Raw genomic sequence first — 23,569 nt, 5'->3', positions numbered from 1 at the left:
TCTCGATCCTCGCTCGCAGCGCGCCTTACCCCCGGACCTCCGCCTGATACAGATCTTGGACATCGCTGGTGTTGGGATGGTCATGTCGTGGCATGGCAGACAGGGGTGTGACCTGGGACAACAGGGGTATACGCGGCTGGCCGGAACTACAGAACGGAAGTCACCGATGAAGACCCAGCAGCTCAAACGCAAGGCCAAGGAGACCGCCACCACCGTGGCAGGCTCGGCAGCGGGCGCCGTGGCCGACCCCAAGACCGCTTCGAGCAAAATCAGGTTGTCCGCCACCAAGCCGAAAACACTTGCCATACTCTCGGCCCTGCTGACCGCATACCTCCTCGGCAGACGTGCCCGCCGCAGATGAAGTCGAAATTCGCCGCCGCAACGGACCTGCTGCCGGCCCTGCGGCTCGCATCGGAGGCGGGACAGAACCCGCACACCACACCCCAACAGCCCGCCAGGCCCTGATCCGACCACAAGAGCACTCGACAACCTTTGCATTGTGCAATAGATTGCCGCGGGACGGCTCAGCAGCCCTGCGCCGTCATTCGTGGGACAAGGAGGGGTCCCGTTAGCAATGAAGAAATTTTCAACGAAGTAGCGTCTGACCTGCGGTAACGGAGGGGGTTGACCTCCTGTGGCGGGTTGATGATCACTGCCGCTACGGTCGTTTCGGTTTTGTCCGGTACGGCACGTGGAGTGGTGCGTCGTCAGAGAAGATGTTCTCCGAGGAGCAGTTGGAGCAGCTGCGTTCGTTCCCGGAGATCAGCGCGGATGAGTTGATCCGGTATTTCACGCCGACGTTGGCTGACGTGGCGTTCGTGAGTCCCGGCGGGCGGGGCCCGGTGGACCGGTTGGGCATGCTGGTCCAGCTGTGCACGCTGCCGTGGCTCGGGTTCGTGCCCGACGATGTCGCCTCGGCGCCATCGTCGGCGGTGGCCCGGGTCGCGGAGCGGCTGGGCGTGGCGCCGGCGGCGCTGCGGCTGTACGGCAAGCGCGATCAGACCCGCTCGGACCATCTGAGCCTGATCGCCAAGTATCTGGAGTGGCAGACCGCTCCGGCGGGCAGCCAGGCGATGAAGGAGCTGGAGCAGTTCCTGCTGGACCGGGCGATGGAGCATGACTCGCCGACGCTGCTGTTCAACCTGGCGCGCGAGTATCTGATGGCGGCCAAGGTGATCCGGCCCGGCGCGCTCATCTTGGCCAAGATGGTCGGCACGGCCCGCAAGGGCGCCTCCGATCTGACCTCGCAGCTGGTGGGGCACCTGCTGACGGCGGAGGTCCGCGCCGATCTGGAGCGGATGCTGGCGGTGGATGCGGGGCTGGGGATGACCCGGCTGGAGTGGCTGGTCAGCCCGGCCCGGGACGCGTCGGCGACCTCGGTGAAGACCGCGATCGACAAGCTGACCTGGCTGCGCGCGATCGACGCCCACCAGATGGATGTGTCGGTGCTGCCGAACGAGCGGCGCCGGTTCCTGGCCCAGGTCGCGCGCCGCTCGACCAACCAGGGTTTGGAGCGGCGCAAGGAGCGCAAGCTCCCGATCCTGCTGGCGTTCGTGGCCCAGGCCGCGGTCGACCAGCTCGATGAGGTGGTGGCCCTGTTCGATCAGGCGGTGTCGGCGCGGGAGTCGCGGGCGAAGTCCAAGACGGATGACGCGCTGGTCGAGCGGGCCAAGAAGGGCGAGGCCCGGCAACTGGTGATGGAGCTGATCCTGCCGGTGCTGGCCGACCCGTCGATCCCCGACGATGAGGTGGGCGGGATGCTGCGCGAGCGGATCGGCATGCAGCGGCTGCGGGAGATCACCTCCGATGCGTGGAAGCCGCTGCCCCGCGACCATGGCCGGCTGTCGGAGCTGGAGTCCTCCTACACCTACCTGCGCCAGTTCACCCCGAACGTGCTGGCCGCGATCGACTTCCAGGGCGGGCCGGGCACGAGCGAGCTGATGGAGGCGGTGGCCATCTTGAAGGAGATGAACCGGCTCGGCGGCCGGAAGGTACCTGCGGGGGCGCCGACCAGCTTCGTGCCGACTAAGTACGCCGACTACCTGGCCAAGGCCCGCAAGTCCGGGGAAGACACCGCCTACCGCCATTTCTGGGAACTGTGCGTGATCTTGTGCCTGCGGGACGGGCTGCGCAGCGGGGATGTTTTTGTGCCGGGCTCGCGCCGCTACGCCGATCCGGCCACCTACCTGTACACGCCCGAGCAGTGGGCGCCGCGGCGCAGCGAGTACTGCCGCCTGGTGGGCAAGCCGCCGAACGCGGCCGAGGCGCTGGAGCAGGGCAAGGAGGAACTGCACTCCGCCCTGGAGGAGTTGGAGAAGACCCTGGCCGGCGCCGCACCGGATGACACCGGCATGGTCCGGCTGGATGAGGACGAGCATCTGGTGGTGCCGCCGCTGTCGGCCGAGGACGTGCCGGCCGAGGCCAAGGCGCTGAAGGACGAGCTGGCCGGGATGCTGCCGTTCGCGCCGATCGCCTCGTTGCTGATCGAGCTGGACGCGCGCACGCACTTCCTGGATTGCTTCACCCACGCCGGCGGGCGCAAGCTCAGCACGTCCGTGGAGACCAAGCGCAACATCCTGGCCGTGCTCATCGCGATGTCCACCAACTTGGGCCTGGCCCGCATGTCGGAGGCCTGCGGGGTGTCCTACGACGTGCTGGCCTGGACGATGGAGTGGTATGTGCGGGAGGAGACGCTGCGCGAGGCCAACACGGTCATCGTTGACCACCATTACGGCCTGGAGCTGGCCAAGGTGTTCGGCGGCGGCACCATGAGCTCCTCGGACGGGCAGCGGTTCCCCGTCCGCGGCAAGACCGTGACCGGCCGGAACATGGTCATTCACGGTGGTCAGGTGCTGTCCACCTACACCCATGTCTCCGATCAGTGGTCGACGTACGGCACGAAGATCATCGTGCCGACCGCGCGCGAGGCGCACTACGTCCTGGACGACTTCCTGGGCAACGCCACCGACCTGCCGATCGCCGAGCACGCGACCGACACCCACGGCGCCACGTTGATCAACTTCGCGCTGTTCGACCTGGTGGGCAAGGCGCTGACCCCGCGCTTGCGGGACCTGACCCGGGTCACCCTGGTACGGGACGAGACCCCGACCGAGATCGCCAAGCGCTACCCGCACGCCGGGCCGCTGCTGGGCGCGCGCTGGAATGAGGACCTGGTCGCCGGCTGCTGGCCGGACCTGCTGCGGATGGCCGGGTCGCTGAAGTACGGCCAGGCCACCGCCTCGCTGATCGTCGGCAAGTGGTCGGCCGCCTCCCGGCAGAACACCCTGGCCGCCGCGCTGAAGGAATGGGGCATGCTGCGCAGGACCGTCCACCTGGCCAAATACCTGTCGGACCCGGCGTTCCGCAGGAAGATCTCGCGGCAGCTGAACAAGGGGGAGAGCCTGCACGCGCTGCGCCGCGACCTGCACTACGCGCAGCAGGGCACGATAACCCGCCCGCACCTGGAGCAGCAGACCGAGCAGGCGTGGTGCCTGACCTTGCTGACCAACGCCGTCGTCGCCTGGACCACAGAATATTATTCTAGAGCGGTGACGGAGCTGCGCTCGCAGGGCCGGGAGGTGAGCGACGAGATCTTGTCGCACATCTCCCCCGGGCATAGCGACAATATCAACTTCTTCGGGGTGATCAATGTGGACGTCGAGGCGGAGCTGGCCAAGCTGGATGGCAGCGGCTGGCGGCCGCTGCGGCCCGCGCAGCTGCGTGAGCTGGGACTGATGCCCTGACAAGCCCTGCGCCGCGCGCGGTGGAGGAGGCGGCGTAGGCGATGATCGTCGGGGTGGTCTGCGCCGGGCGCGGGCCACCCCCTGGTGCTTACGGCCCGTTCTGGGCGAGCGCGACGATGACTTGGAGCATGCCGTAGGCGGCCGGCATGGTCTCGGCGTGGAAGGCGACGGTGCGCCCGCTTCGGGTGACGCCGGGCAGGAGAGCGGCCAGGTCCGCCGCTCGCGGTTGGTGCAGGTCAACCTCGATGCGGAGCGGCTGCGGCACCGACGCCGGCGCTCTGGTGGCGTTCAACCCGTAGTCGTAGCGCTCAGGGGTGGTCTCGGCGGGGTGGACGATGCCGGCGATGCCCTCCAGGTCCACCGAGATCAGCACCTTGATCGTCACCTTGTTCCCCCGGATGTGCTTGCTCTAGAGGGTGCGCAGGGCGATGCCGCGGCCACCGAAGAACGTCTCGAACACGGCGCTGGGCAGGCTGGCCTGGCGGGCGTCAGGGGGTGTGGCCGGAGGGGTTGTGCAGGTGGAGCAGGCCATGGTCGTGGCCGGTGAGCAGGACCAGGTGCCCGCCCCGGCCGGGCGCCGGCACCTCGGGGCGGCGGATCTCCTTGTGAACTGAGGCGATGACCAGGTGCCCGTCGGCGAGCAGGCCGGGCAGGTCGGCGGCGGCCAGGTGCGGGTGCACGTCGGCGTGCAGGCCGTGCTCGGCGCGTACGTAGTCGGCGAACGGTGCGTAGTACAGGCCCTTGATCTGACCGTCGTCGTGCTCGACGTAGCCGCCGTAGGCGCGGCAGCCATACAGCAACTCAAGGAGGGGGCGGGGCATGGCCGTCGCGGTGGTCCAGGGCCATCTGCAGGCAGTCTATGCCGCAGCCGTGCCGGCACCAGCGGCCGTACTCGGCCCGGGTGCGTGCCCCCGAGGCGTGCCGTCGTGGATCATCAGCGGGATCGGCGCCCTCATAGACGATGGCGCCGATCCGCTGTGGGCTCATGTACTGGTGAACAGGGCGACACCGTCATGAAGTGCCTGCTGGCTGCTGCCCGCTCCAGGCGTGCAGGCCAGGCACCCCACCATCTCCCCAGCAGCGGCTGTGCGGTCGATCAGCGACCGGAACGTGGTCCAGGAGATGTTGCCCCCGGACAGGACCACGCCCATTCTGCCGGAAAAGATCTCGATCCGCCCGCCCATCGCCGTGGCGAGCGCGCACGCGCCGCTCGGCTCGACGACGGTCTTGGTGCGGGTGAAGCAGGCCGCGATCGCTTCGACGATCTCGGCGTCGGTGACGGTGACCACCTGGTCCAGTCCCTGCTGCCCCAGCCTGGTGCTTACGCGCCGATCGTGATGCCGAGCTCCGCTTCAGCGAGCTTGAACAGCAGCTCCCAGCTCCCAGCTCTTGGCCTCGGTGTGGACCTGGGCCGTGATCTCTGCGAGCGCGCGGCGTTGTTGTCCCTGGCTCAGCGGCCGGCGGCGAGCAGGTCGAGGGATACCTGCCACAGGCGCTCGGCCGCTTCGGGGTCCAGTGCGTGGTCTGCGACTCCAGTGCTCTGGCGGGGCTCGTTACGTACGGCCTGGTTGCAGTTCTCGAAGTACATTCCGCCCTTGCCCTCCAGGTCGGGCCAGGTGGCCAGAAGGGTAGGGGTGGCCGCGCCCTGCTCGGCCGTCCGGTAATCGAAGTCGGGCAGCGCTGCCCGGGTCTCAGCGCTCAGGTGCCGGTCGAGGTTGGTCTTGATCGGTCCTGGGTGCACGGTGTTGGCGGTGACACCGTCGGCGGACCAGCGCCGCTGGGCCTCGACGGCGAACAGCGCGGTGGCGGTCTTGGACTGGCCGTAGGCGACGGCTGGATTGTAGGGCCGATCGCGGAAGTTGAGGTCGTTGAAGTCGACGGGTCCGTAAATGTGGGCATCCGAGCTGAGGGTGACCAATCGCGCGCGTCTCGCAGCAGCGAGCGCCGGCTGCAAGCCGGTGGTGAGTGCGAAATGCCCCAAGTGGTTGACGGCGAATTGCGTCTCCAGGCCCTGGGCGTTGTGTGTCTCGGGCGGGAAGCACACGCCGGCGTTGTTGACCAGGATGTGCAGGGGGCCGCTCCAGGCCGCGACCAATGCGCCCACCGATGTGAGGACGGACAGGTCCAGGTGCGCGACGCGGACGGTTGAATTGCCGGTGCTCGCCGCGATGTCTCGGGCGACCTGATCGCCGGCACCGGTATTGCGCACAGCCAAGGTCACCTCGGCTCCGGCTGAGGCCAGTGCCCGTGCGATTTCGACCCCGATACCCGAGGACGCGCCGGTGACGATGGCTCTCTGCCCGTACAGGTCTCGGCCGGCGACAACGTCGGCAGCGGTGCTGTCAGCGTTGAACGGTGTGGTGATGAGCACGGTCATAAGAACATTCCTTGTCGGATGGTGCAGAATCGCAGAAATCGTTATCAGCGCACGGTGGGGCGGGGCCACGTCCACCCGCGCAGTCGCGGTAGTGCGAGCCCTGGGCACGGCGTGGACGGGCGCCCAGGGCGGCACCCGGGTCGAGCATGTTTGGTGCCGGTCCGCTGCGGCGGTGTAGTCGCTGTGGAGCAGCCGAGCTCGTCCCGTTGTCGAGGTCGGTGATGCGGAATGCGAGCTTGGCCCGGAGCCCTCCGCCGCCCAGCAGCACATCTCGTCAGCACACTGGTTGACAAGAGCAATCTTGTCGGGCACGGCTTGCTTCGTCCAACATGAGTTGCCTGCAACGGTCACAGCCCGACCCTGTTAGCTCGGAGCAACTCTCCCTTGCGCCTGCTCCTGGCTCCATGCGACGGACGTAGCGGCCCCTGGTTCTGGCAGGTGTGGGGTCAGCCGGATTCGGTGAGGTCAGTGGAGGCGGCCAGTTCGGTGACGACGTCCAGCAGATGGCGCAGCGCGGGTGAGGTGTTGTCGGAGACCCACACCATCTCGGTGGGAACGAACTCCCTGGTCAGCGGTACGAACACCACACCGGTGCGCCGGAGACTGCTCGCGGACCTGGCGAGCCGGGTTATCCCGACACCGGCCGCCACAAGGCCGAGAAGCCCTTGCACGCTCGCGTCCCGCTGGACCACGTTGGGGGTGAACCCCGCCGTACGGAAAGAGTGGTCGAACGCCTGGTGCCAGGGTTCCCATGAGCTGCGCGGGGTCAGCACCCACCGTTCGGCGGCCAGCTCACCCAGCGTCAACTCCGTTCGGTCGGCGAGCGGGTGGTCCTCGGGCAGGACGGCGCAGGCCGGCTCGCTGATCAGTGTTCTGGTCGCCAGACCGGCCACCAGCGGGGGCCGGGTGAACGCGACGTCGCAGCGGCCTTTGAGCACGCCTTCGACCAGAGGCGCGATCGTTGTCTCCTCCGTCGTCAGGCTGATTCCCGGCAGTCGTTTCCGGACGGCCCGGACGACCGGGGGGAGCAGGTGGTTGGTGGTGGTGGCGAGGAAGGCGAGGCGGAGGCTGCCGATCTCGCCGCGGACGGCTCGTGCCACGACGTCGATGGCTTCGTCGGCTCGGTCGAGTACCGCGCGCGCCTCGGGGAGGAACAGCACACCTACAGCGGTCAGCCTGGTGCCCCGGGTGCCGCGGTCGAACAGTTTCGCACCCAGCATGCGTTCCAGCAGGGCGATCTGCTGGGACAGGGACTGCTGGCTGATCAGGAGTCGCTCGGCGGCACGTGTGTAACTGGATTCCTCGGCGACGGCGACGAAGTACCTCAGCTGCCGAAGATCAGGGGTCACAGGTAAAGCCTACAACCGCGACAGGTAGTAGGTGTTGGACGGCTTTGGCGTGCCACAACCACCATTGACCTCGGCAAACACCACGTTGAAGGGCATGGGAATGACGAACGAAACGCAGGGCCGCGTCTGGTTGATCACGGGCTGCTCCACCGGGTTCGGCCGGGAGATCGCGCTGGCCGCGCTGGCCGCCGGCGACCGGGTGATGGCCACCGCACGCCGTCCGGAGACGCTCGCCGACCTCGCGGAGATCGGCGGCGACCGGGTCAGCACAGCGGCGCTGGACGTCACGGACCCCGAGTCCGTCCAGGCCGCGACAAAGGCGACGCTGGCTGTGTTCGGCCGCATCGACGTCCTGGTGAACAACGCAGGGTTCACCATGATCGGGGCCGTCGAGGAAACCTCGATGGAGCAGCTGCGCTCGCTGATGGAGGTCAATTTCTTCGGTGCCGCGCAGGTCACCAAGGCGATCGTCCCCCTGATGCGCGAGCAGGGCAGCGGGACGATCGTGCAGATGAGCTCCCTGGGCGGCCGGATGACCTACCCCGGGCTGGCCGGCTATGACGCCGCGAAGCACGCGCTCGAGGCTTTCAGCGAGGCGCTGTCGAGCGAACTGGCCCCCTTGGGCGTTCGGGTGCTGCTGGTGGAACCGGGTATGTTCCGCACCAAGATCACCAACAACATGGTCCTGGCCCCCGAGAACCCGGTCTACCAGGCGAGCTCGGGAGGTGTCCGGCAGATGGTCGCGGGGATCGCGGGCAAAGAACCGGGTGACCCCGCGAAGGCCGCCTCGGCCATCATCGAGGTGCTCGACGCCGAGAACCCGCCGCTCCGTCTGGTACTCGGCGGCGACGCGGTCGATGCGCTGCGTGCTCACCACGAGTCCCTGCTGGCCGACATGGTCACTTGGGAGACGCTCAGCCGCTCGACCACGATGTCGTGACGTCCGCACCCGTCCCTCCCATGATCGGGGCCATGTGGCGGCGTCCGACATCGACAGCTGATCGAGGCCGTCCCCGAACTGGCCGACACCCTCACCAGCGGCATCCTGCTCACCCCACGCCACGAGGACTGTCGTCGCGGAACGCGACCATGACGGCGATCCGCGTCGAACAGAAACTCGACGAACGCGCATGCATCGCCCGAAAGGCGCGAGGTAGACGGGGTCTGCAGCACCTTTTCAAGGAGAAATCTGACATGACTAGTCCTCAACAACCGATCGGCTCCGGCTTCGGTGCCGCGTCCACCGCTGCCGACGTCATCAAGAGGACAGACCTCTCGGGCAGAACCGCAGTAGTCACAGGCGGCCACTCCGGCCTCGGCCTGGAGACCACCCGGGCCCTGCGCTCTGCCGGCGCCACCGTCGTCGTCCCGGTGCGCTCCCCGGACCGTGCCCGCGACATGCTCAGGGGGATCGACGGTGTCGAGATCGACCAGTTGGACCTGATGGATCCGGCCTCGATCGACGCGTTCGCCGATCGGTTCCTCGCCACCGGGCGACCGCTGGACATCCTGGTCAACAGCGCGGGGATCCAGAACGTACCGCTGACTCGGGACGCCCGTGGGTACGAGGCGCAGTTCGCTACGAACCACCTGGGACACTTCCAACTCAGCACACGGCTTTGGCCCGCCCTGCGCCGGGCCCGGGGCGCGCGGGTGGTCTCGGTCTCGGCCTGGGCGCACCACCTCTCGCCCGTGGTGTTCGACGACCCGAACTTCGAACGACGCGAGTACGACGGCTGGCTGGGCTACGGCCAGTCGAAGACTGCCAACATCCTGTTCGCGGTCGGGCTGGACCAGCGCGGCGAAGCCGATGACATCCGCGGCTTCTCCCTGCACCCGGGTCTCATCATCGGCACCAACCTCAGTCCGTGGACCACGCCGGAGTATCTGCGAGCGAATGGCCTCGTCGACGAGCACGGCAACCGCGTCATCGACCCGCAGTCGGGCCGCAAGACCGCCGAACAGGGGGCGTCGACCATCGTCTGGTGCGCCACCGCACCGCAGCTCGACGGCATGGGCGGCGTCTACTGCGAGAACAACGAGATCTCTCCGCTGCTCACCTCACACGACGAGAGCATCGACGTGATGACGGGTCGGGTGGAGACACCCGTCGGGGTGATGTCCTACGCCGTCGACCCGCAGCTCGCCGACCGCCTGTGGGACCTGAGCGAACAGTTGACCGGCAGCAAGGTGTAATACTCCGACGCGACCATCGCCGACGTCGCCAAGCGTGTGGGCTACGCTGACGCGTTCAACTTCAGCGCCGCGTTCAAACGCGTCAAGGGCATGAGCCCAAGCAACCACCGATCACAGCACGCGCGACCAGTCGCATCCGCACGCTCGTCACTCTCCACGCATGACCAACGTGCCCTCACGCGGCATCTGGCCATGTCCCGAAGTCCCCGTCCGCGATAGCCCGGGCCGGGTGCGGTCCCTGACGCCACCGCCGGGGGCGCGCCGGTCGGCGTCGGTGAGCCACGCGGTCCAAGCGGGGTCCTTGAAGATCGCTTGGACCGCAGCGGCCCGGTCAACGGCACGGCGGGTGTGGTCCTGGCCGCGGCTCCGTTCGCGCATGTGGCGCTACATCGCCGCCGGCGGTGTCATCGTGCTGATCACCAAGGCCCGCGCGGCCGCCATCGGCGACGGCGCGCTGCCGACCCAGATCGAGGTCATGATCTCTACGCACTCCTCACCCGGCTGACGGCGCTGATCGACACCTTCGGCTGGCCACCGGCCGATGTGGGCATCTCCGCCAGCTGACGTCGCCGTGTTTCATAAGCGTTCGCCTATGAAACAGTGGCCCGGCGTCTGGCCGTCCAGGGCGTTCCCGCCCCGATCCTGTTCCATGAGTCGTTTCAAATCGCTGGAGCTTTGAAACGTATCCATGAAACGATCGCGGGGTGAGCCACGACGACTTTTCCCGCGTGGAAGCCTTCGACTGCCCGATGTCCTCCTGCGCCGCCCCGGCCGGATCGCCCTGCCGCACCGGCCGGGGCAAGGTGGCCGCCCAGTACCACACCGCCCGGTTCCGGCTCGTGCGGTCCCTGGCCAAGGTGCTCAACGTGCCGACCCCGGCGCTGCGCAAACCCGGAACCTCGTGGGTGGAACTGCCCCGCCCCGCCGCCGGCACCCAGACGTCCGGACACGCCAAGATCGGCTACGCCCGCGCCTCGACGGTGCGCCAGCCGCTGCAGACCCAGCTCGACTCCCTCAAGACTGCCGGGGTCACCCGGGTCTTCTCCGAGAAGATCTCCACTCGCGCCACGCGGCGCCCCGAACTCGAGCGGGCCGTGACCCTGGCCCGGGAGATGCGCGCCTCCGGCGTCGCGGTCACCCTGGTCGTCCACGAGCACAAGCGGCTCGGCCGCGGCCTGGCCCTGGCCGAGCTCGCCGAACAGCTGCGCGCCTGCGACGTCGGCCTGGAGTTCCTCACCGGCGAGCTGCAAGGCAGCCACGACCCGTCCGGCGTGGTGTTCACCGTGCTGGCCGCCCTGTCGGGGATGGAACGCGAATACATCCGCGACCGCACCCTGGAAGGCCACGAGAGCGCCCGCAAGAACGGCAAGGCCATTGGCGGTGCCGCCGTCACCGATGAGGCCATGCTGTCCATGGCGGTGCATCTGCGCGACCAGGACCTCAGCCTCCGTGAGATCGCCTCCCGCCTGGTCATCACCCAGGGCGCCAAGAGGGGTCGACACCCGTCCCCGGCCACCGTCATGCGCATGCTCCGCGACCACGACACCAGCATCACCGAGCTGGGCGCCGGAGCCGACGATGCGAAGCAACGGCCGTAGTCGCTGGCCGGTACCCGAGCCGCGAACTGTCCTTGGCCATGATCCAACACCGTGACCAAACCGAGACACCAGCCGATGGCTCCTGCGTTATCGCAGGTCAGACGCTACTTCGTTGAAAATTTCTTCATTGCTACCGGGACCCCAAGGAGCCGGGCGCGTCCAGGACGCGCGCCTGAGGACCAGGCCGGTTGCCGGCCTTGCGGGTGGACGTGTCCGGCTCCGTCCATAGAGGGCGATCGCGGTGACTGCGGGAAGCCGTGCCGATCATGAGGAATGGCCGCCATGGCAGCCGTTCCTCATGATCGTGTCAGGAAGTCGTCCGCCATCAGGACGATGCCAATGAAGCTGCCGAGTGCGGCGATGAGCGTGGCGGGACCGTGATGCGGAACCACTGCGATGAGGATCACGAAGAAGCCGCCCAGCCCCGTCCATACAGCACCGCGAAACCGCGGTCGCGACGTCACGGAGGGAAGGTCCGCGAGCACCTGCCGCAGTTCTTCCTCTGTTGCGGCCCCCTGAGCGGCCCCTATCCTTCCGCGGAGCTCATCGAGCGCGATCCGGCCTTCGGCGAAGTGCTGCCCGAGGAGGCCGCAGACCTCGTCCCTATCCACATCCGACACCCTCATGCCGGCCGGCCGCCGCTGCATGCGCTGAGCAAGCTCGCAACCATCCTGGCTCCCTGCACACCTCACGCCGATTCCGCCCGGAGCGAGCCGGAAGCGGCAGCGTCAGGTATGACCCGTTCAACGAGGCCAAGGGCGACACGTGCCGGGAGCCGCCTGGCGATTTCCCTGGCCCGGGGCCCGCGGGCTGACGACGGCAAGACCAAGGAGCCGTGTATGCGCGTCATGCTGACCCTGGTGTTGCTCATCGTGCTCGGCGGATCGCTGTTCTTCATGGTCTTCGGCCTTCTTCATCGTTGGGCGCCATGTTTCGAGGGCACGCGTACGGCCTTCCGGCACAGTCCCCACAGCCACCGCTGGACATCGCCGCCCGGTCGACGAGTGCCGCCTCGAGGGGCAGTCTCGTTCCCGTACCCCAGCTTCGCTGGCTGAATACGATGGCCGAAGCACGGATGGGTTCGTCGCGAGGCCGATCGGCAGCTCATGACCGTGCTCGTGGCAGTGAGCCGCCTTGACGCACGGAGGTTGGGCCCGGACCTATCGGGCGTCGGCGCCGGAACTCAAGTGTCACGGGAGCGGCCATAGCCGTACGCAGGCTTTTCGCCACATTCATCGCCGTCCTGACGGTGATCTCGGGCCTCGCCGTCGCGGACCAACTGCCGCCCTTGGCGAAGGATTCCAGGTCGGTCCGGATGAGGACGGTCGCCACGTAAGGAACCGCGTTTGCGCTGGTACCTGTTTCATCTCCGGGGTGAGGGCCTCGAGACCGAGGCAGGTCACTGTAACTATGAAAGGGGCAGCCTGCTGATGCCTGCCGCATTTTCCAACCCATGACCTCACCCGCGTCCAGCTGACGAGAGAACGCGGGACATGAATGGGCGGGACACCATCTCATCACGATGCTCCACTGGTCACCCGCCCCTCGCCCTGGAGAGCGCTTGCGCCTGGGGCGGGCGGGGACACCGCTGCCGCCGCGCGGAGGTCGAACTCGGCCCATACGACCTTGCCCCGACGGCGCTTCTCACTCCCCCACCGGTCCGCCAATGCCGCCACCACCATGAGACCGTAGTGTCGCTCGTCCATGTCCTGCGGCATGACCAGGCGAGGCCGGTGCCGATCGCCATCGGCCACCTCGACGCGCAAGGAGCATCCCTGCACGATGATGCGAACGGCGATCGAGGTCCGAGCCCACTGCACGGCATTCGTCACCAGCTCCCCCACCACGAGAATGAACTCGTCGGCGCGGCACAGGTTCCATGCCACAGTAGCCGCCAGGGCCAGATCCCGAGCTTGCTGCGGGGCCGAGGCGAGAGGTGGCGTGCGCAACTCGACCGTGCCGAGGGTGCCTTGCGTCAGTCGTCGGAACATGGCGGCGCGGTTACCCCCGCCCCAGCGTGGCATACCGGCAGCCTCCAGATGTACGCAATCGTTATCGGACACTGCCGAGCCTGCCGCGCTCCTGCCTGGGCCCGTCATGTGGGGCGCAGCCACCGTCGGAGCCTGTCGCATGCCCTGGCCTCCAGTCTGGAGACCTGCACTTGCGAAACTCCGAACGCTTTCGCGATCTCCGACTGGGTATGGTTTCCGAAAAAGCGCATCAGCAGGACCTCCCGTTCCTGGTCGGGAAGTTCGCTCAGCAGCGGCCACAGGGTGGCGCGATCGACGACGAGCTCAAGATCTTTGTCCAGCTGTGCGACGACAGTCTGATCGTGTCTCTCATTGTCCTCACTGATCATCGTGTCCAGTGACAGGCAGCTGTAGACCTCGTTGGCCGCGAGCCCTTCCCTGGTTTCCTGGTCGCTCAGGCCGAGCTCGCGCGCCACTTCCTGACTCGCCGGAGGGCGCCCGAGCTGCTGAGTGAGTCTGGCGCCGGCATCGTGTACCAGCATCTTCAGGTTCTGCAGCCTCCGAGGGACGTGTATCGCCCAGCCGGTGTCGCGGAAGTGCCGCTTGATCTCCCCGACGATCATCGGGATGGCGTACGCGGTAAAGGGGTGCCCGCGCGTGATGTCGTAGCCGTTGATGGCCTTGACCAGGCCTACGTTGCCGGCCTGCAGAAGATCTTCCAAGGGCTCGCCACGATGGAGGAAGCGTCTGGCGAGGCTGGACACCAGTCCTTGGTGGCGAGTCGCCAGATCCTGGCGGATACGTTCGCTGGTGTGATGACCTGGAGGTAGGTCGGTGAGCCGCTCGAACAGCAGCCTCTCGGACGGTTCGGTCCACGCGCCAAAGTCGTGCACGGGCTCTGAATTGACAGGCGTCACCATGTCGCCTCCTCGTGAGAGCCTTTCATTGCAGTATGCAATGATTCCCGTGTGCACCAGATAAGGCCATGCGGAAACATGGCAAACGAAGGCGCCACCACTTCCGATCTCGCACGAGCTGATCAGGCAGCACCACGCCCGAGAGAGTGGCCTTTCGAGCCACCCCCCGGATTCATGGCCTGGTCAGAGCCGACACCAGGGGCCGTGTACACCCCTGCCGGCAGCCATCCGGCACCGGCCTACCGTACGGGGAGTGGCGCGAGTAACGGTTCCGCATCCATTGCATCGATGGTCGGCAGCAGCCGCCGTACACAGGCTAGTAACCCGCTGCGCTTCTGATCACAGGCCACCTCCCCGCGATGACCGCCGTGTGGAACGAACCGCCTCCGTCTGTCGCGACCGCCACGGCCCCGAGGGGCCATTCCTGACGGAATCTCCGCGTTCGAGCTCACCTGAGCCGTCCGCCGGAGGCGCTGGGCCATCGGCACAGGAGTGAGATCCGGGCAGAAGCTGCAGCGCATCGTGCAGCGCAGCACGATGAGCACGGTGCGTTATCGGCGGGCGATGATCCTGCTGGCCCGCCGCCGGGCGACGCGTTCGTCTACACGGTGCGGCACACCGGCGACGCCCACTACAGCAGCGGCATCGCCCACGGCGACGGCGTCTTCAACCACAGCGGGTTCGCGGTGTACTTCTTCGACCGCGCTCTCGTCGATCGCTTGGCCGAGGGCTGGCAGCTGCGCCAGGTGCACCCCTTCAGCGAGGGCGAGCTGCCGCGCCAGTTGTGGCGTGTCACGCAGGTGCGCTCCGACTTGTAGCGGCGAGCCTGGCAGGGGTCAACTTTTGCGGTGCTCGACGATCCACCGGGAGGCCAGCAGTCCGGAGGCGGCGGTGAGCACGGCGGCGGCGATGACGGTGGCCTCCAGATCGAAGGCATCGGCCAAGATCCCCGCGAGCAGGGCGCCGGCGGCGTACCCGATGTCGCGCCAGAACCGGTAGGTGCCCAGCGCGCCTGCCCGCCAGGCCGGGTGGGCGTGGTCGGAAACCGAGGCGATCAGCGCCGGGTAGACCGTCGCGGTGCCCAGGCCCAGCGCGACAGCGGACAGGATGCCGGCCAGCAGCGGCCGCTCCAGCAGGGCCAGGGCGAGAACGAACCCACCGGCTTGGACGAGCATGCCGGACACGATGAGGGGCTTGCGGCCGAGGCGGTCGGCCAGATGCCCGGTGGGAATCTGGCCCAGGCCTCACAGGATCGGATACAGGCCCTTGATCAGGCCGACGGCGGCCAGGCCGAGCCCGTGGTCGGTGAACAGCAGCGGAAACACGCCCCAGGTCAGGCCGTCGTTGAGGTTGTTGACCAGGCTGGCCTGGCTGGCGCCGCGCAGCGAGCGCTCCCGCCAGGAGGTGCGCGCGAACGTCGCCGCGAGCCCCGGGTGCTCGCCAAGATCCGGGTGGCCCGCCTCGGCGGTGGCCGTCCCAGGACCCGCCCGGATCGGGTCCTGGCCGACAAGGCCTACACCAGCAAGGCCAACCGGACTCATCTGCGCCGGCGTGGGATCAAGGCGTGCATTCCGAGCAAGGCCGGCCAGGACGCTCACCGGCGAGCCAAGGGATCGAAGGGAGGTCGCCCGCCGTCCTTCGACCCCGCATCCTACCGGCTGCGTCACGCTGTGGAGTGCGGCATCAACCTGCTCAAAGGCAACCGCGGCATGGCGACCCGTTACGACAAGCTCGCCGTACGCTACGAAGCCGTCGTCATCATCGCTGCGATCAACCAGTGGCTCAGCGCCTTATGAAACACGACCTAGAGGACCCGGTACTTCTCGACGTCGGGCACGCGGAGCTCCAGGCCGTTACCGGGACGCGTCAGGTCGGGCTCGACCGCACCCTCGTTCGGCGCGTGGAAGCCGTCGAAGAACATCGACTCGATGCGCACGTGATCATGGAACCATTCCATATGACGCAGGTTGGGTGTGGCAAGCGCCGCATGCAGATGGAGCTGCGGCGCACAATGAGACGAGACCTGCAGATTGCGCGAAGCCGCGACCGAGGCGGCGCGCTGCCACTCCAAGATCCCGCCGCATCGCGTGACATCGATCTGCAGGCAGTCCACCACTTCGCTCATCTGACGGAAGTAGAACAGGTCATAGCCGTATTCGCCGGCCGCCACGTCGATCTGCGTAGCCTCACGGACCCGGCGAAGTCCCGCGAGGTCGTCGGAGGACACCGGCTCCTCGAACCACGACACCTCCGAGCCCTCCAGGACCTCCGCGATCCTGAGCGCCTGCTTGACGGTGTAGGCGCCGTTGGCATCGACGTAGAGGTCCGCCAGAGGGCCGATCGCGCTACGGGCCTGCCTCACCCGGTTGATGTCGTCCTCACCTCCTATCTTGATCTTCACCCGGGGGATGCCCTCCTCATGAACCCACTGGCCGACCTGATCTCGCACTTGCTGCACGCTGTAGTTGACGAAGCCGCCGCTGCCGTACACCGGCGCACTCGGCAGCGCCTGGCCGAGCAGCCCGCACAGCGGCAGGTCGAGCAGGCGGGCTTTGAGGTCCCACAGGGCCGTCTCCACCGCGGAAATGGCATACCCGACTAGACCCGGACGTCCGGCGTTGCGAACCGCCCGCACCATGGCCATGAACGCCGCGGGGACATCACAGGCGTTCATCCCCCGGACCACGGGAGCGAGTTGGTCCTGGACAACGAGCGCGCAGGCGCCCGGCCCGTAAGTCCAGCCGATCCCGATCTTGTCCTCGGCCCCGGCCTGGACCAGCACCATCGTCGTGTGATCCCAGCTCAGCGTGCCATCGGCCTCAGGCTGTTCGGTGGGAATGCTGTAGACAGCAAGGCTGATCTCCGAGATGGCGCTCATGTCGTCCTCGCTTCGGTATCCGCGGCTCGTCGGGATGATCTGGCACCGCCGGTGAAGGTTCCGGTCAGCGTCGGCACTGCTCGCACCCGACCATGACGTCACGGTAAGAGCCAACAGCCGGGGTGCGAGTTACACCGGCGCTGTTACCCTGCCCACGGAGCCTCATACAGGCGCACGCAGTGCCGCCCGCTGCTACATCGGTCACCTGACTGCGGTCATGACCCGAGCCGGCCTCACCGCGGCCGCCGACCGCCTGGCGGACCGGCTGATCGCCACCTGCCACGTTGCGGCGCAACCGCCGGGCTTTACGCGGCTGCTGGGTTCCAGTAGCTGCACCGCCCAGTCCTGGGCTGATCTTGTTCCGGTTTCGCTCGCAGGTGCAGCGGCCCGCTCAATGCACTGCGCCTGTCCGCCGTCCCCGGTACGGCGGACACGACACAGCTGTGCGAGCGCCCCAGTCGACGGCCTCGCAGCCTTTCCCTAGAGTCACCATTGGGCGATTTTTTACTTCCGAGCGCTGAATTATCTCGGTTTGAGTCCTCTTCGGGTCACAAGCGAGGTCGCAAAGGCAGGCCACAAAGAAGTGATCTATGTCACGTTCAATCAATCACGGAGCGTAGGAATGCCGTAACTACCTCCTATTATGCGGCGCGTCAACATGACCTCCACCTGAGCTATTGGGGTTGCCCATTAACACCTCGCGAAGATCCCCAAATGATCACGCAAAAATAACGCTGGTAAAGCCCCCAGGTGAGCGCGGTTCAGAGGTGGCTTTGCACACAGGTGCGGTCCAGTATGTTCCCTCGTAGAACAAGCAGGGCGGCCCTCCGGTGCAACGGAGGGCCGCCCAAGGTGACATTCCCAGACAGGACGTCAACCAATGAGCGTACAGCCCGAAGACCCGCGCCCCAGCAAACCGGCTGAAGCCGGGACGCACGCGTTACTGTCCATTCGCTCTACCGTGATCTTCGTTACCGCAGGGATCGCCGGAGCCGTAATCGGCGGCCTGAGCCACCTGACGCCGCTCCCCATCCCTGCTTCCCTAGCCACCGGCCTGACAGCCTTCGGCGCCGCCGTACTTGGCCTGAACAGCATCATCCGGTAAGCACCCGAAGGCCGGATATACCTGGCACCACCTCATTGCGGCCGGCCGCGGCACTCCAACCGCGGCCGACTACTCGTACCGAAGCGGACTCAGCTTGCGTCACACGGTCATGATGCCCACGCGCCCACCTCGTCCGCGATCTCCCTGTAGGTGAAGTTCTCAGCCCGCATACGCCGGGCCCCACTCCGCGTCCCACCGCGGCCGCTTGCCCTTGAAAAGCGGTGAGGTTCTCCCGCTCGGCCAGCCGCGCCACCGTCGAAGGAGTGACCTTCACCAGGCGCGCGATCTCCGCCGGGTTCATCTTCTGCAAGATCGAAGCCCGGATCTCCGCCTGCTTGTCCGGGGACTGCCGCAGCGCCCGAGGGTGGGACGGCGTTCGCATCTCCACATCAGCGCGCTGGCGCAACAGCGTGGACAACCGTTGGAACGAGCAGTGCTGCTCGGCAGCGATCTCCCGTAACGTCCACCCCTTCCGGTAGAGGTCGGCCGCCTTGTCCCCCATGTCCTCAGTGATGCGGGTGCGTGTCGTGCTGGAGGGTGATGCCATGTCGGGCAGTGTCATTCACCTGGGGTGTTAGCGTCTGCCTGCAATATGGCGTTCGCCTCCTCGCGCGTACACGCAGGACTGCCCGCGCGAGGGGCTGGCCCCCACGAGAACCGCTATCGCCTCGGCCGGCCGCTCCTGGCTGCTCAGTTCCGCGATCTGGTCAGGGTCGAGACGTTGGCTGCCCACCGACCGGCCGCCGCGGTGTGCCCGCCTTGTCGGCGATGCGGCGCACCGTCTCATCGCACACGCCGGAACCGAGCGACGATGTCCGCCATCGGCACGTCGCCGGCGTACGCCTCAGCGACCTTGTCCCGCACCTCCTGCGGGATGGAGATGAGTCCCCGCCCTCCCCGGCCGGACGCATGGCCACGCGCCCGTTCAGCCTGCGCTGAATAGCGGTGTGCGACCTCCCGAAGCGGCCAGGGCGCGGATGGACGCGCCCGCCTGGACCCTGACGAGCTCGGCCACGTCGATTCGCTTACGCGCTGGCACGGGCCCCTGTCGTACGGCTCGGCCAGCCCGTTCGGGAGGAGCAGTTCGTTCAGGGACACTCCGGTCGGTCCGCTGCGCAGCGTGGCCAGCATCCGCCCGTACTTGTCGCGGCGGTTCTTCTGCGTCTCGACGAGCAGTTCGGGCTGGCCGTCCACCCAGCCGCGCACCAAGTCGGCCACGCTGGCGCCGCGGCCTGTGTTCTTCTCAGCCACATTGAGGACGGCCAGACGCAGCTTGGCTTTGATGGCGACACCGTCATGGGCAGCAGCAGCGCCTCCATTGTGTCGCCGTCGATGACGCGCACGTCTCGCGCCGGGTACACGTACGGCGGTTCGTCACCGTCGAGCACCGCGCCCGTCAGCTTGCGCGGGTTGGACACCTCCAGCCGCAGGAGAAACGTATGGGGGTGGGGCGTCGGCTGAGCCAGACCGGGACAGGTCTGGGCTGGAATCCCCGGCCCGTCGCTGCCGCCGGCTGCGCCGCCGGCAGCGACGGGCCGGGGAGGCTTACGACCGGCAGGGCGCCGGCTGTCCACCAGCGTCCTGGGAGGCGTCGTGGACGGCGTCCGAGGCTTCGCCAGGTTCCAGGTCGGCCCACACGATCCGGTAGCCGCACGGGAGCAGGTAGGTGCCGCAGCGGATCGACAAAGCGGCCACAAGGCCCAGGCCGCGACCCGACTGCTCCAAGGACCCAGACGTCAGCGGCGTGAACTGCGGCTCCGGGTCCGTCGTTCCCGGGTCGATCACTTCCAGCCGAACGAAGTCGCCCGTCACACCGAGCCGGACCGTGACCCAGTCACGCTGCACCCCCCCAGGGACATGCCGCACGACGTTGGTCACCAGTTCACAGGCGATCAGCACCGCGCTGGACACCAGAACCGGCTCGGCGTCGCCCAGCCACAGCCGGAGCGCTAGGCGGGACTGGCACGGCGTCCTGGCACTGCGCCGCAGCGTCGTGATCTGCCATCGGGCGGCATCGGGCATCGGAGGGGCAAGGGTTTGCGACACAGACATCACCGACCGTTGGGGCATCGACCTCCAAGTCCACAAGATCAGAACGTGCTGTGAACTTGGCTATGGCCTGGTTCTCGTAAGACCTTCCCCAGAGTGGTACTCCACAGCTACTTTTAGTAGTTCACAGGCAACACAGTTACTCCACACCTCGGATTCACCGATGTGTGTGAACGTGTGAACTGGATGGTGCGATGGCGGGAAGCGAGCTCGATCCAGGAGCCAGTCCTCTGGCCCTGTTCGGCGCCGAACTGAGGAGGCTGCGCGAGGAAAGAGGCATCACCCAGGAAGAGATCGCGGCCTACACCCATGTGAGCAAGAGCCTGGTCAGCCAGATCGAGAACGCCAAACGCACCCCGCAGTGGAACTTCGCCGAACAGGTCGAAAGACTGCTCGACCTGCACGGGGAGCCGCTGATTCGACTGATGCCCCTGGTGGTCAAATCCGGGCCGACCTGGTTCCGCCAGTGGCCGAGAATCGAGGCCACGGCTCACAGCCTGCGCACTTGGCAGCCCCTGGTCGTCCCGGGCTTGCTCCAGACCCGCAGTTACGCCCGCGCGATCCTGTCCGGGCAGCCGGGCATCACCGACGACCGCGTCGAGGAAGCGACCGAAGCCCGGCTGGCCCGGCAGACGGTGTTCGACCGCCCCGAGCCGCCGATCTACGCAGCGGTCATCGACGAGGGAGTTCTCACCCGTCCCATCGGCGGAGCGACGGTCATGCGCGAACAGCTAGGCCACCTGCTCAAAGCGCTGGATCACCCCTGCATCACGGTGCAGATCGTCCCCATGGACGCCGTTCCCACGATCGGGCTGCTAGGCGGATTCGTGATCGCCCAGCAGCCCCAAGGGCCGGACACGGTCTACCTGGACTCCGCCGCGGACGGCGAGGTAACCGATCGCGAGGACCGCGTGCGCACCGTTAATGTCAGATTCGACGCCATCCGGTCATATGCCCGACCAGTCAACGAGACGGCAGAGGCCATACGCGAGAAAATGGAGATGTTTCACGGTGAATGACGAGCTGGCCGCCGAGCTGAAGGGCGCAGCCTGGCGCAAGGCGCAGAAGAGCGGCGCCAACGGTGGCGACTGCATCGAGGTGGCACCGCTGAGCGGAGACCGCGTCGGTATGCGGGACACCGAGCGCCCTGACTTGGAGCCTTGGATCCTCCGCGGTGCCGTCTTTCGCGCCTTCGTGGACGGCGTCAAGAACGACGAATTCGACTTCTGACCGTACGCCGAAGGCCCTCCGCACCGGCGGAGGGCCTTCGCTGTGCTCTCATGCTGTCGCGCTATCCGAACAGGCTGGAACCTAGAGGTCAACGTGGCCGCAATGGCCCCGGACCAGCGGCTCGGCGATCTCCGAGCCCCCGCCGCGCCCTTGGCCCCATCCGCACCTGTACTCGATTCCAGGCGCCTGCGACACACGTCTCCGCCCCAGGCATACCGCGCACTGCGCGGTCTCGATCGCGTGACGTTGGCCCGCGGCGTGGTCAGCGAGCGCCTGACCGCACAGGAACGCCCAGATGTACTGAAACCACCCGCCAACATGGCGACCGCCGAGCTTCAACCGGACCTGCATCCGCTGCACCTGGACCCCATCGCCTGAGCAGACCAGAGCCAGACCAGCGCCCGAGCAACCAGGGAGGCAAACCAAGAGCGGCAGGCATGACCTTCCCTGCAATGCGGCACAAAGCCGACCGGCGCTGCGCCCGATTCAGTGGCTAGGACCAGGCAGTCACGGGTAAATTGAACGGTATGGAAGGCGAACGCGAGATCTTCGAGATCGACGAGCAGCGGGTCTACAGCGAACAGCGACGAGCCGACACCCTGGCCACGCTTCGCGACATCATGGGCGGCCCTCCCCCAGCTGACATGCTCGACCTCGCCGACCGGCGCGAAGAGGAATTCGCCGCCCGCCGAGCCGCCCACGCCGCCTGACGTGCTCGGCCGCGTCCTTGACTCCAGCGCGCTCACAGCCTGGAGCCTGCGGTCCAGCGCCTACATCGACGCCATCGTCTGGTCCCGGGCCGAGCACCGCGAGTACGTGGTGCCGCTCATCACCACGGCAGCCGCGCTTACCGCAGCGATCGCCCAACTCCCCGACAAGGCCGTCCCCGTACTGGACGCACTCATCGGCATGGACATCACCATCGTCGACCCCCTGACCAGTGACAGCGCTCCCGCCGTGGCCGAAATCCTGCGCACCGTCGCGCCATACGCGGCAGCGCAAGCAGTGACGGCCGTGTCAGTGGCCCACGCGGCACGCCGTCGCGGGCTGCCCATCGTGACGGCCGACCCCATCCCGCTCCGGACCCTGTGGCCCAAAGCGGAGATCGATCACATTCCCTAGCCCTCGCCGGCAGCACGCTGCACCACCGTAGGAGGGCCTACCAGGAACGCTGCACGTCGAGCCACGCCGCTCCTGTGCACATCACCCCCGGCTGCGGAACGTCGCGCCAGGAACAAGGCGCCCGGCAAGGAAATCGCAGGCGGTCCAGAGCCTCCTCCGGTGCACGGCCGACCCCGCGGTACAGCCACACACCGCATAAGACGCGAGCCACGTACCCCAGGCTGGGGCCAGCCCCCAAGCAGACATCATGAAGGGTCGAGCGGGTCTCGCTGGACGAGGTACACCCCGGACAGCGCCCTCCGGCCGTTACCCCGCTCGACGGACATCGAGATCTCACGGCGCAAGAGGGGGTTGCGTCCACGGAAGTGGTGTACGAGTTTGGCCTGGTCACAGGCGTGGCGTCGTGAAATGAAGACGGCCATCGAGTGATCCTTCGAGTAGCTAGATCAAGATCGAAGGGAACCAGACGATGGCCGCAGACCCCAGTGTGACGCCCGCCCAGTGGCTGGCGAAGCAGATCGAGACCGATGACCCTGACATGTTGCGATCCATGGTGAAGACCATGGCCGAGACGTTGATGTCGGCCGAGGCCGACAGCCTGTGCGGAGCCGCTTATGGTCAGCGCAGCGACGAGCGGACCAACTCCCGCAACGGCTACCGCACGCGCGAGTGGGACACCCGAGCCGGCACCATCGACCTCGCCATTCCCAAGCTCCGGCAGGGCTCCAACTACCCGGACTGGCTGCTGGAGCGACGCCGCCGGGCCGAGCAGGCGCTGATCAGCGTGGTCGCCACCTCCTATCTGCTCGGGGTGTCGACGCGGCGGGTGGACAAGCTGGTCGAGCAGCTGGGCATCAAGCACATCTCCAAGAGCCAGGTCTCGCAGATGGCCAAGGTGCTGGATGAGCAGGTTGAGGCGTTTCGGACCCGCGCGCTGGATGCCGGCCCGTACACGTTCGTCTGGCTGGACGCTTTGACGCAGAAGGTGCGCGAGGGCGGGCGGACGGTCAACGTGCACGCTCTGGTGGCCACCGG

General features: G+C 67.3%; 27 protein-coding genes and 1 pseudogene. 15 read left to right on the top strand and 13 right to left on the bottom strand.

The features are described 5' to 3' along the window. Positions 1-166 precede the first annotated feature (166 nt). Both AB0K28_RS47960 and AB0K28_RS47955 read left to right on the top strand, forming a co-directional pair. Positions 167-361 carry a hypothetical protein gene (locus AB0K28_RS47960; protein WP_364384289.1) on the top strand — a complete coding sequence of 65 codons (195 nt, stop codon included), beginning with the start codon at positions 167-169 and terminating at the stop codon, positions 359-361. 355 nt (positions 362-716) lie between these two features. After that, complete coding sequence (locus tag AB0K28_RS47955) at positions 717-3,743, top strand: Tn3 family transposase (RefSeq protein WP_364384286.1); 3,027 nt, start codon at positions 717-719, stop codon at positions 3,741-3,743. A gap of 88 nt (positions 3,744-3,831) precedes the next feature. Here the strand turns inward: AB0K28_RS47955 and AB0K28_RS47950 are convergent, their stop codons facing one another. From AB0K28_RS47950 to AB0K28_RS47930, 5 genes are all read right to left on the bottom strand, one after another. Next, positions 3,832-4,128: a M55 family metallopeptidase gene (locus tag AB0K28_RS47950; protein WP_364384283.1), complete on the bottom strand. Its 297-nt coding sequence runs from the start codon at positions 4,126-4,128 to the stop codon at positions 3,832-3,834. A gap of 103 nt (positions 4,129-4,231) precedes the next feature. After that, positions 4,232-4,564, bottom strand: a complete 333-nt coding sequence (locus AB0K28_RS47945; RefSeq protein WP_364384280.1) for a hypothetical protein — start codon at positions 4,562-4,564, stop codon at positions 4,232-4,234. Positions 4,565-4,726: 162 nt separating this feature from the next. Next, positions 4,727-5,032 carry a hypothetical protein gene (locus tag AB0K28_RS47940; RefSeq protein ID WP_364384277.1) on the bottom strand — a complete coding sequence of 102 codons (306 nt, stop codon included), beginning with the start codon at positions 5,030-5,032 and terminating at the stop codon, positions 4,727-4,729. A gap of 161 nt (positions 5,033-5,193) precedes the next feature. Then, positions 5,194-6,120, bottom strand: a complete 927-nt coding sequence (locus AB0K28_RS47935; protein ID WP_364384274.1) for an SDR family NAD(P)-dependent oxidoreductase — start codon at positions 6,118-6,120, stop codon at positions 5,194-5,196. 446 nt (positions 6,121-6,566) lie between these two features. Further along, positions 6,567-7,469: a LysR family transcriptional regulator gene (locus AB0K28_RS47930; RefSeq protein WP_364384271.1), complete on the bottom strand. Its 903-nt coding sequence runs from the start codon at positions 7,467-7,469 to the stop codon at positions 6,567-6,569. Positions 7,470-7,503: 34 nt separating this feature from the next. On the opposite strand from AB0K28_RS47930, the gene AB0K28_RS47925 reads away from it, so the two are divergent. The 5 genes and pseudogenes from AB0K28_RS47925 (at position 7,504) to AB0K28_RS47905 (ending at position 11,263) form a co-directional block, all read left to right on the top strand. Beyond that, positions 7,504-8,409, top strand: coding sequence for an oxidoreductase (locus tag AB0K28_RS47925; protein ID WP_364384268.1), 906 nt, complete (start codon positions 7,504-7,506; stop codon positions 8,407-8,409). 149 nt (positions 8,410-8,558) lie between these two features. Then, positions 8,559-9,665 (top strand): SDR family NAD(P)-dependent oxidoreductase, encoded by a 1,107-nt coding sequence (locus tag AB0K28_RS47920; protein ID WP_364384265.1) that lies wholly within the window; start codon positions 8,559-8,561, stop codon positions 9,663-9,665. A gap of 6 nt (positions 9,666-9,671) precedes the next feature. Then, a pseudogene (locus AB0K28_RS47915) lies at positions 9,672-9,884 on the top strand (AraC family transcriptional regulator); the annotation flags it as partial. Between the two features lie 157 nt (positions 9,885-10,041). Then, a complete protein-coding gene (locus AB0K28_RS47910; RefSeq protein ID WP_364384262.1) occupies positions 10,042-10,170 on the top strand; it encodes a hypothetical protein in 129 nt (42 codons plus the stop codon). A 223-nt stretch (positions 10,171-10,393) separates the two neighbouring features. Next, positions 10,394-11,263 (top strand): recombinase family protein, encoded by an 870-nt coding sequence (locus AB0K28_RS47905; protein WP_364384259.1) that lies wholly within the window; start codon positions 10,394-10,396, stop codon positions 11,261-11,263. A gap of 296 nt (positions 11,264-11,559) precedes the next feature. Here AB0K28_RS47905 and AB0K28_RS47900 read toward each other — a convergent pair whose 3' ends face one another. The 3 genes from AB0K28_RS47900 to AB0K28_RS47890 all read right to left on the bottom strand — a co-directional run bounded on the left by AB0K28_RS47900 (position 11,560) and on the right by AB0K28_RS47890 (position 14,153). Continuing rightward, positions 11,560-11,889: a DUF1707 domain-containing protein gene (locus AB0K28_RS47900; protein ID WP_364384393.1), complete on the bottom strand. Its 330-nt coding sequence runs from the start codon at positions 11,887-11,889 to the stop codon at positions 11,560-11,562. Positions 11,890-12,780: 891 nt separating this feature from the next. Next, positions 12,781-13,254, bottom strand: a complete 474-nt coding sequence (locus tag AB0K28_RS47895; RefSeq protein ID WP_364384256.1) for an ATP-binding protein — start codon at positions 13,252-13,254, stop codon at positions 12,781-12,783. Between the two features lie 104 nt (positions 13,255-13,358). Next, positions 13,359-14,153 (bottom strand): SigB/SigF/SigG family RNA polymerase sigma factor, encoded by a 795-nt coding sequence (locus tag AB0K28_RS47890; protein WP_364384253.1) that lies wholly within the window; start codon positions 14,151-14,153, stop codon positions 13,359-13,361. Positions 14,154-14,758: 605 nt separating this feature from the next. On the opposite strand from AB0K28_RS47890, the gene AB0K28_RS47885 reads away from it, so the two are divergent. Next, positions 14,759-14,968 (top strand): hypothetical protein, encoded by a 210-nt coding sequence (locus AB0K28_RS47885; RefSeq protein ID WP_364384250.1) that lies wholly within the window; start codon positions 14,759-14,761, stop codon positions 14,966-14,968. 18 nt (positions 14,969-14,986) lie between these two features. On the opposite strand, the gene AB0K28_RS47880 is transcribed toward AB0K28_RS47885, so the two are convergent. Both AB0K28_RS47880 and AB0K28_RS47875 read right to left on the bottom strand, forming a co-directional pair. Continuing rightward, entirely contained in the window at positions 14,987-15,382 is a 396-nt protein-coding gene (locus tag AB0K28_RS47880; protein ID WP_364384390.1) for an MFS transporter, read from the bottom strand. A 12-nt stretch (positions 15,383-15,394) separates the two neighbouring features. Then, the gene (locus tag AB0K28_RS47875; protein WP_364384396.1) at positions 15,395-15,691 is read right to left on the bottom strand and encodes a hypothetical protein; all 297 of its coding nucleotides are present in this window, start codon (positions 15,689-15,691) and stop codon (positions 15,395-15,397) included. Here AB0K28_RS47875 and AB0K28_RS47870 point away from each other — a divergent pair. Next, the gene (locus AB0K28_RS47870) at positions 15,584-15,946 is read left to right on the top strand and encodes a transposase (protein WP_364384387.1); all 363 of its coding nucleotides are present in this window, start codon (positions 15,584-15,586) and stop codon (positions 15,944-15,946) included. The genes AB0K28_RS47875 and AB0K28_RS47870 overlap by 108 nt on opposite strands. A gap of 8 nt (positions 15,947-15,954) precedes the next feature. On the opposite strand, the gene AB0K28_RS47865 is transcribed toward AB0K28_RS47870, so the two are convergent. The 3 genes from AB0K28_RS47865 to AB0K28_RS47855 form a co-directional block, all read right to left on the bottom strand. Further along, a complete protein-coding gene (locus AB0K28_RS47865) occupies positions 15,955-17,028 on the bottom strand; it encodes an enolase C-terminal domain-like protein (RefSeq protein WP_364384247.1) in 1,074 nt (357 codons plus the stop codon). 1,888 nt (positions 17,029-18,916) lie between these two features. Continuing rightward, complete coding sequence (locus AB0K28_RS47860; protein ID WP_364384244.1) at positions 18,917-19,384, bottom strand: hypothetical protein; 468 nt, start codon at positions 19,382-19,384, stop codon at positions 18,917-18,919. A 294-nt stretch (positions 19,385-19,678) separates the two neighbouring features. Then, positions 19,679-20,155, bottom strand: coding sequence for an ATP-binding protein (locus AB0K28_RS47855; RefSeq protein ID WP_364384241.1), 477 nt, complete (start codon positions 20,153-20,155; stop codon positions 19,679-19,681). A gap of 221 nt (positions 20,156-20,376) precedes the next feature. Between AB0K28_RS47855 and AB0K28_RS47850 the strand changes: the two genes are divergently transcribed. The 6 genes from AB0K28_RS47850 to AB0K28_RS47825 form a co-directional block, all read left to right on the top strand. Further along, positions 20,377-21,201, top strand: a complete 825-nt coding sequence (locus AB0K28_RS47850) for a helix-turn-helix transcriptional regulator (protein WP_364384238.1) — start codon at positions 20,377-20,379, stop codon at positions 21,199-21,201. After that, the gene (locus tag AB0K28_RS47845; RefSeq protein ID WP_364384235.1) at positions 21,194-21,412 is read left to right on the top strand and encodes a DUF397 domain-containing protein; all 219 of its coding nucleotides are present in this window, start codon (positions 21,194-21,196) and stop codon (positions 21,410-21,412) included. The genes AB0K28_RS47850 and AB0K28_RS47845 overlap by 8 nt, the downstream gene beginning before the upstream one ends. Before the next feature lie 240 nt (positions 21,413-21,652). Next, entirely contained in the window at positions 21,653-21,790 is a 138-nt protein-coding gene (locus AB0K28_RS47840) for a hypothetical protein (RefSeq protein WP_364384232.1), read from the top strand. Positions 21,791-21,939: 149 nt separating this feature from the next. Beyond that, on the top strand, positions 21,940-22,122 hold the full coding sequence (locus tag AB0K28_RS47835) for a hypothetical protein (protein ID WP_364384229.1): 183 nt from the start codon (positions 21,940-21,942) through the stop codon (positions 22,120-22,122). A gap of 1 nt (position 22,123) precedes the next feature. Beyond that, positions 22,124-22,534, top strand: a complete 411-nt coding sequence (locus tag AB0K28_RS47830; RefSeq protein ID WP_364384226.1) for a hypothetical protein — start codon at positions 22,124-22,126, stop codon at positions 22,532-22,534. Between the two features lie 469 nt (positions 22,535-23,003). Continuing rightward, on the top strand, positions 23,004-23,569 hold a 566-nt coding region (locus AB0K28_RS47825; RefSeq protein WP_364384223.1), incomplete at its 3' end, for a transposase.

The sequence above is a fragment of the Nonomuraea sp. NPDC049504 genome (genome assembly GCF_040676845.1).
GTDB lineage: Bacteria > Actinomycetota > Actinomycetes > Streptosporangiales > Streptosporangiaceae > Nonomuraea > Nonomuraea salmonea.
This window is presented reverse-complemented; position numbering and strand designations above follow the sequence as displayed.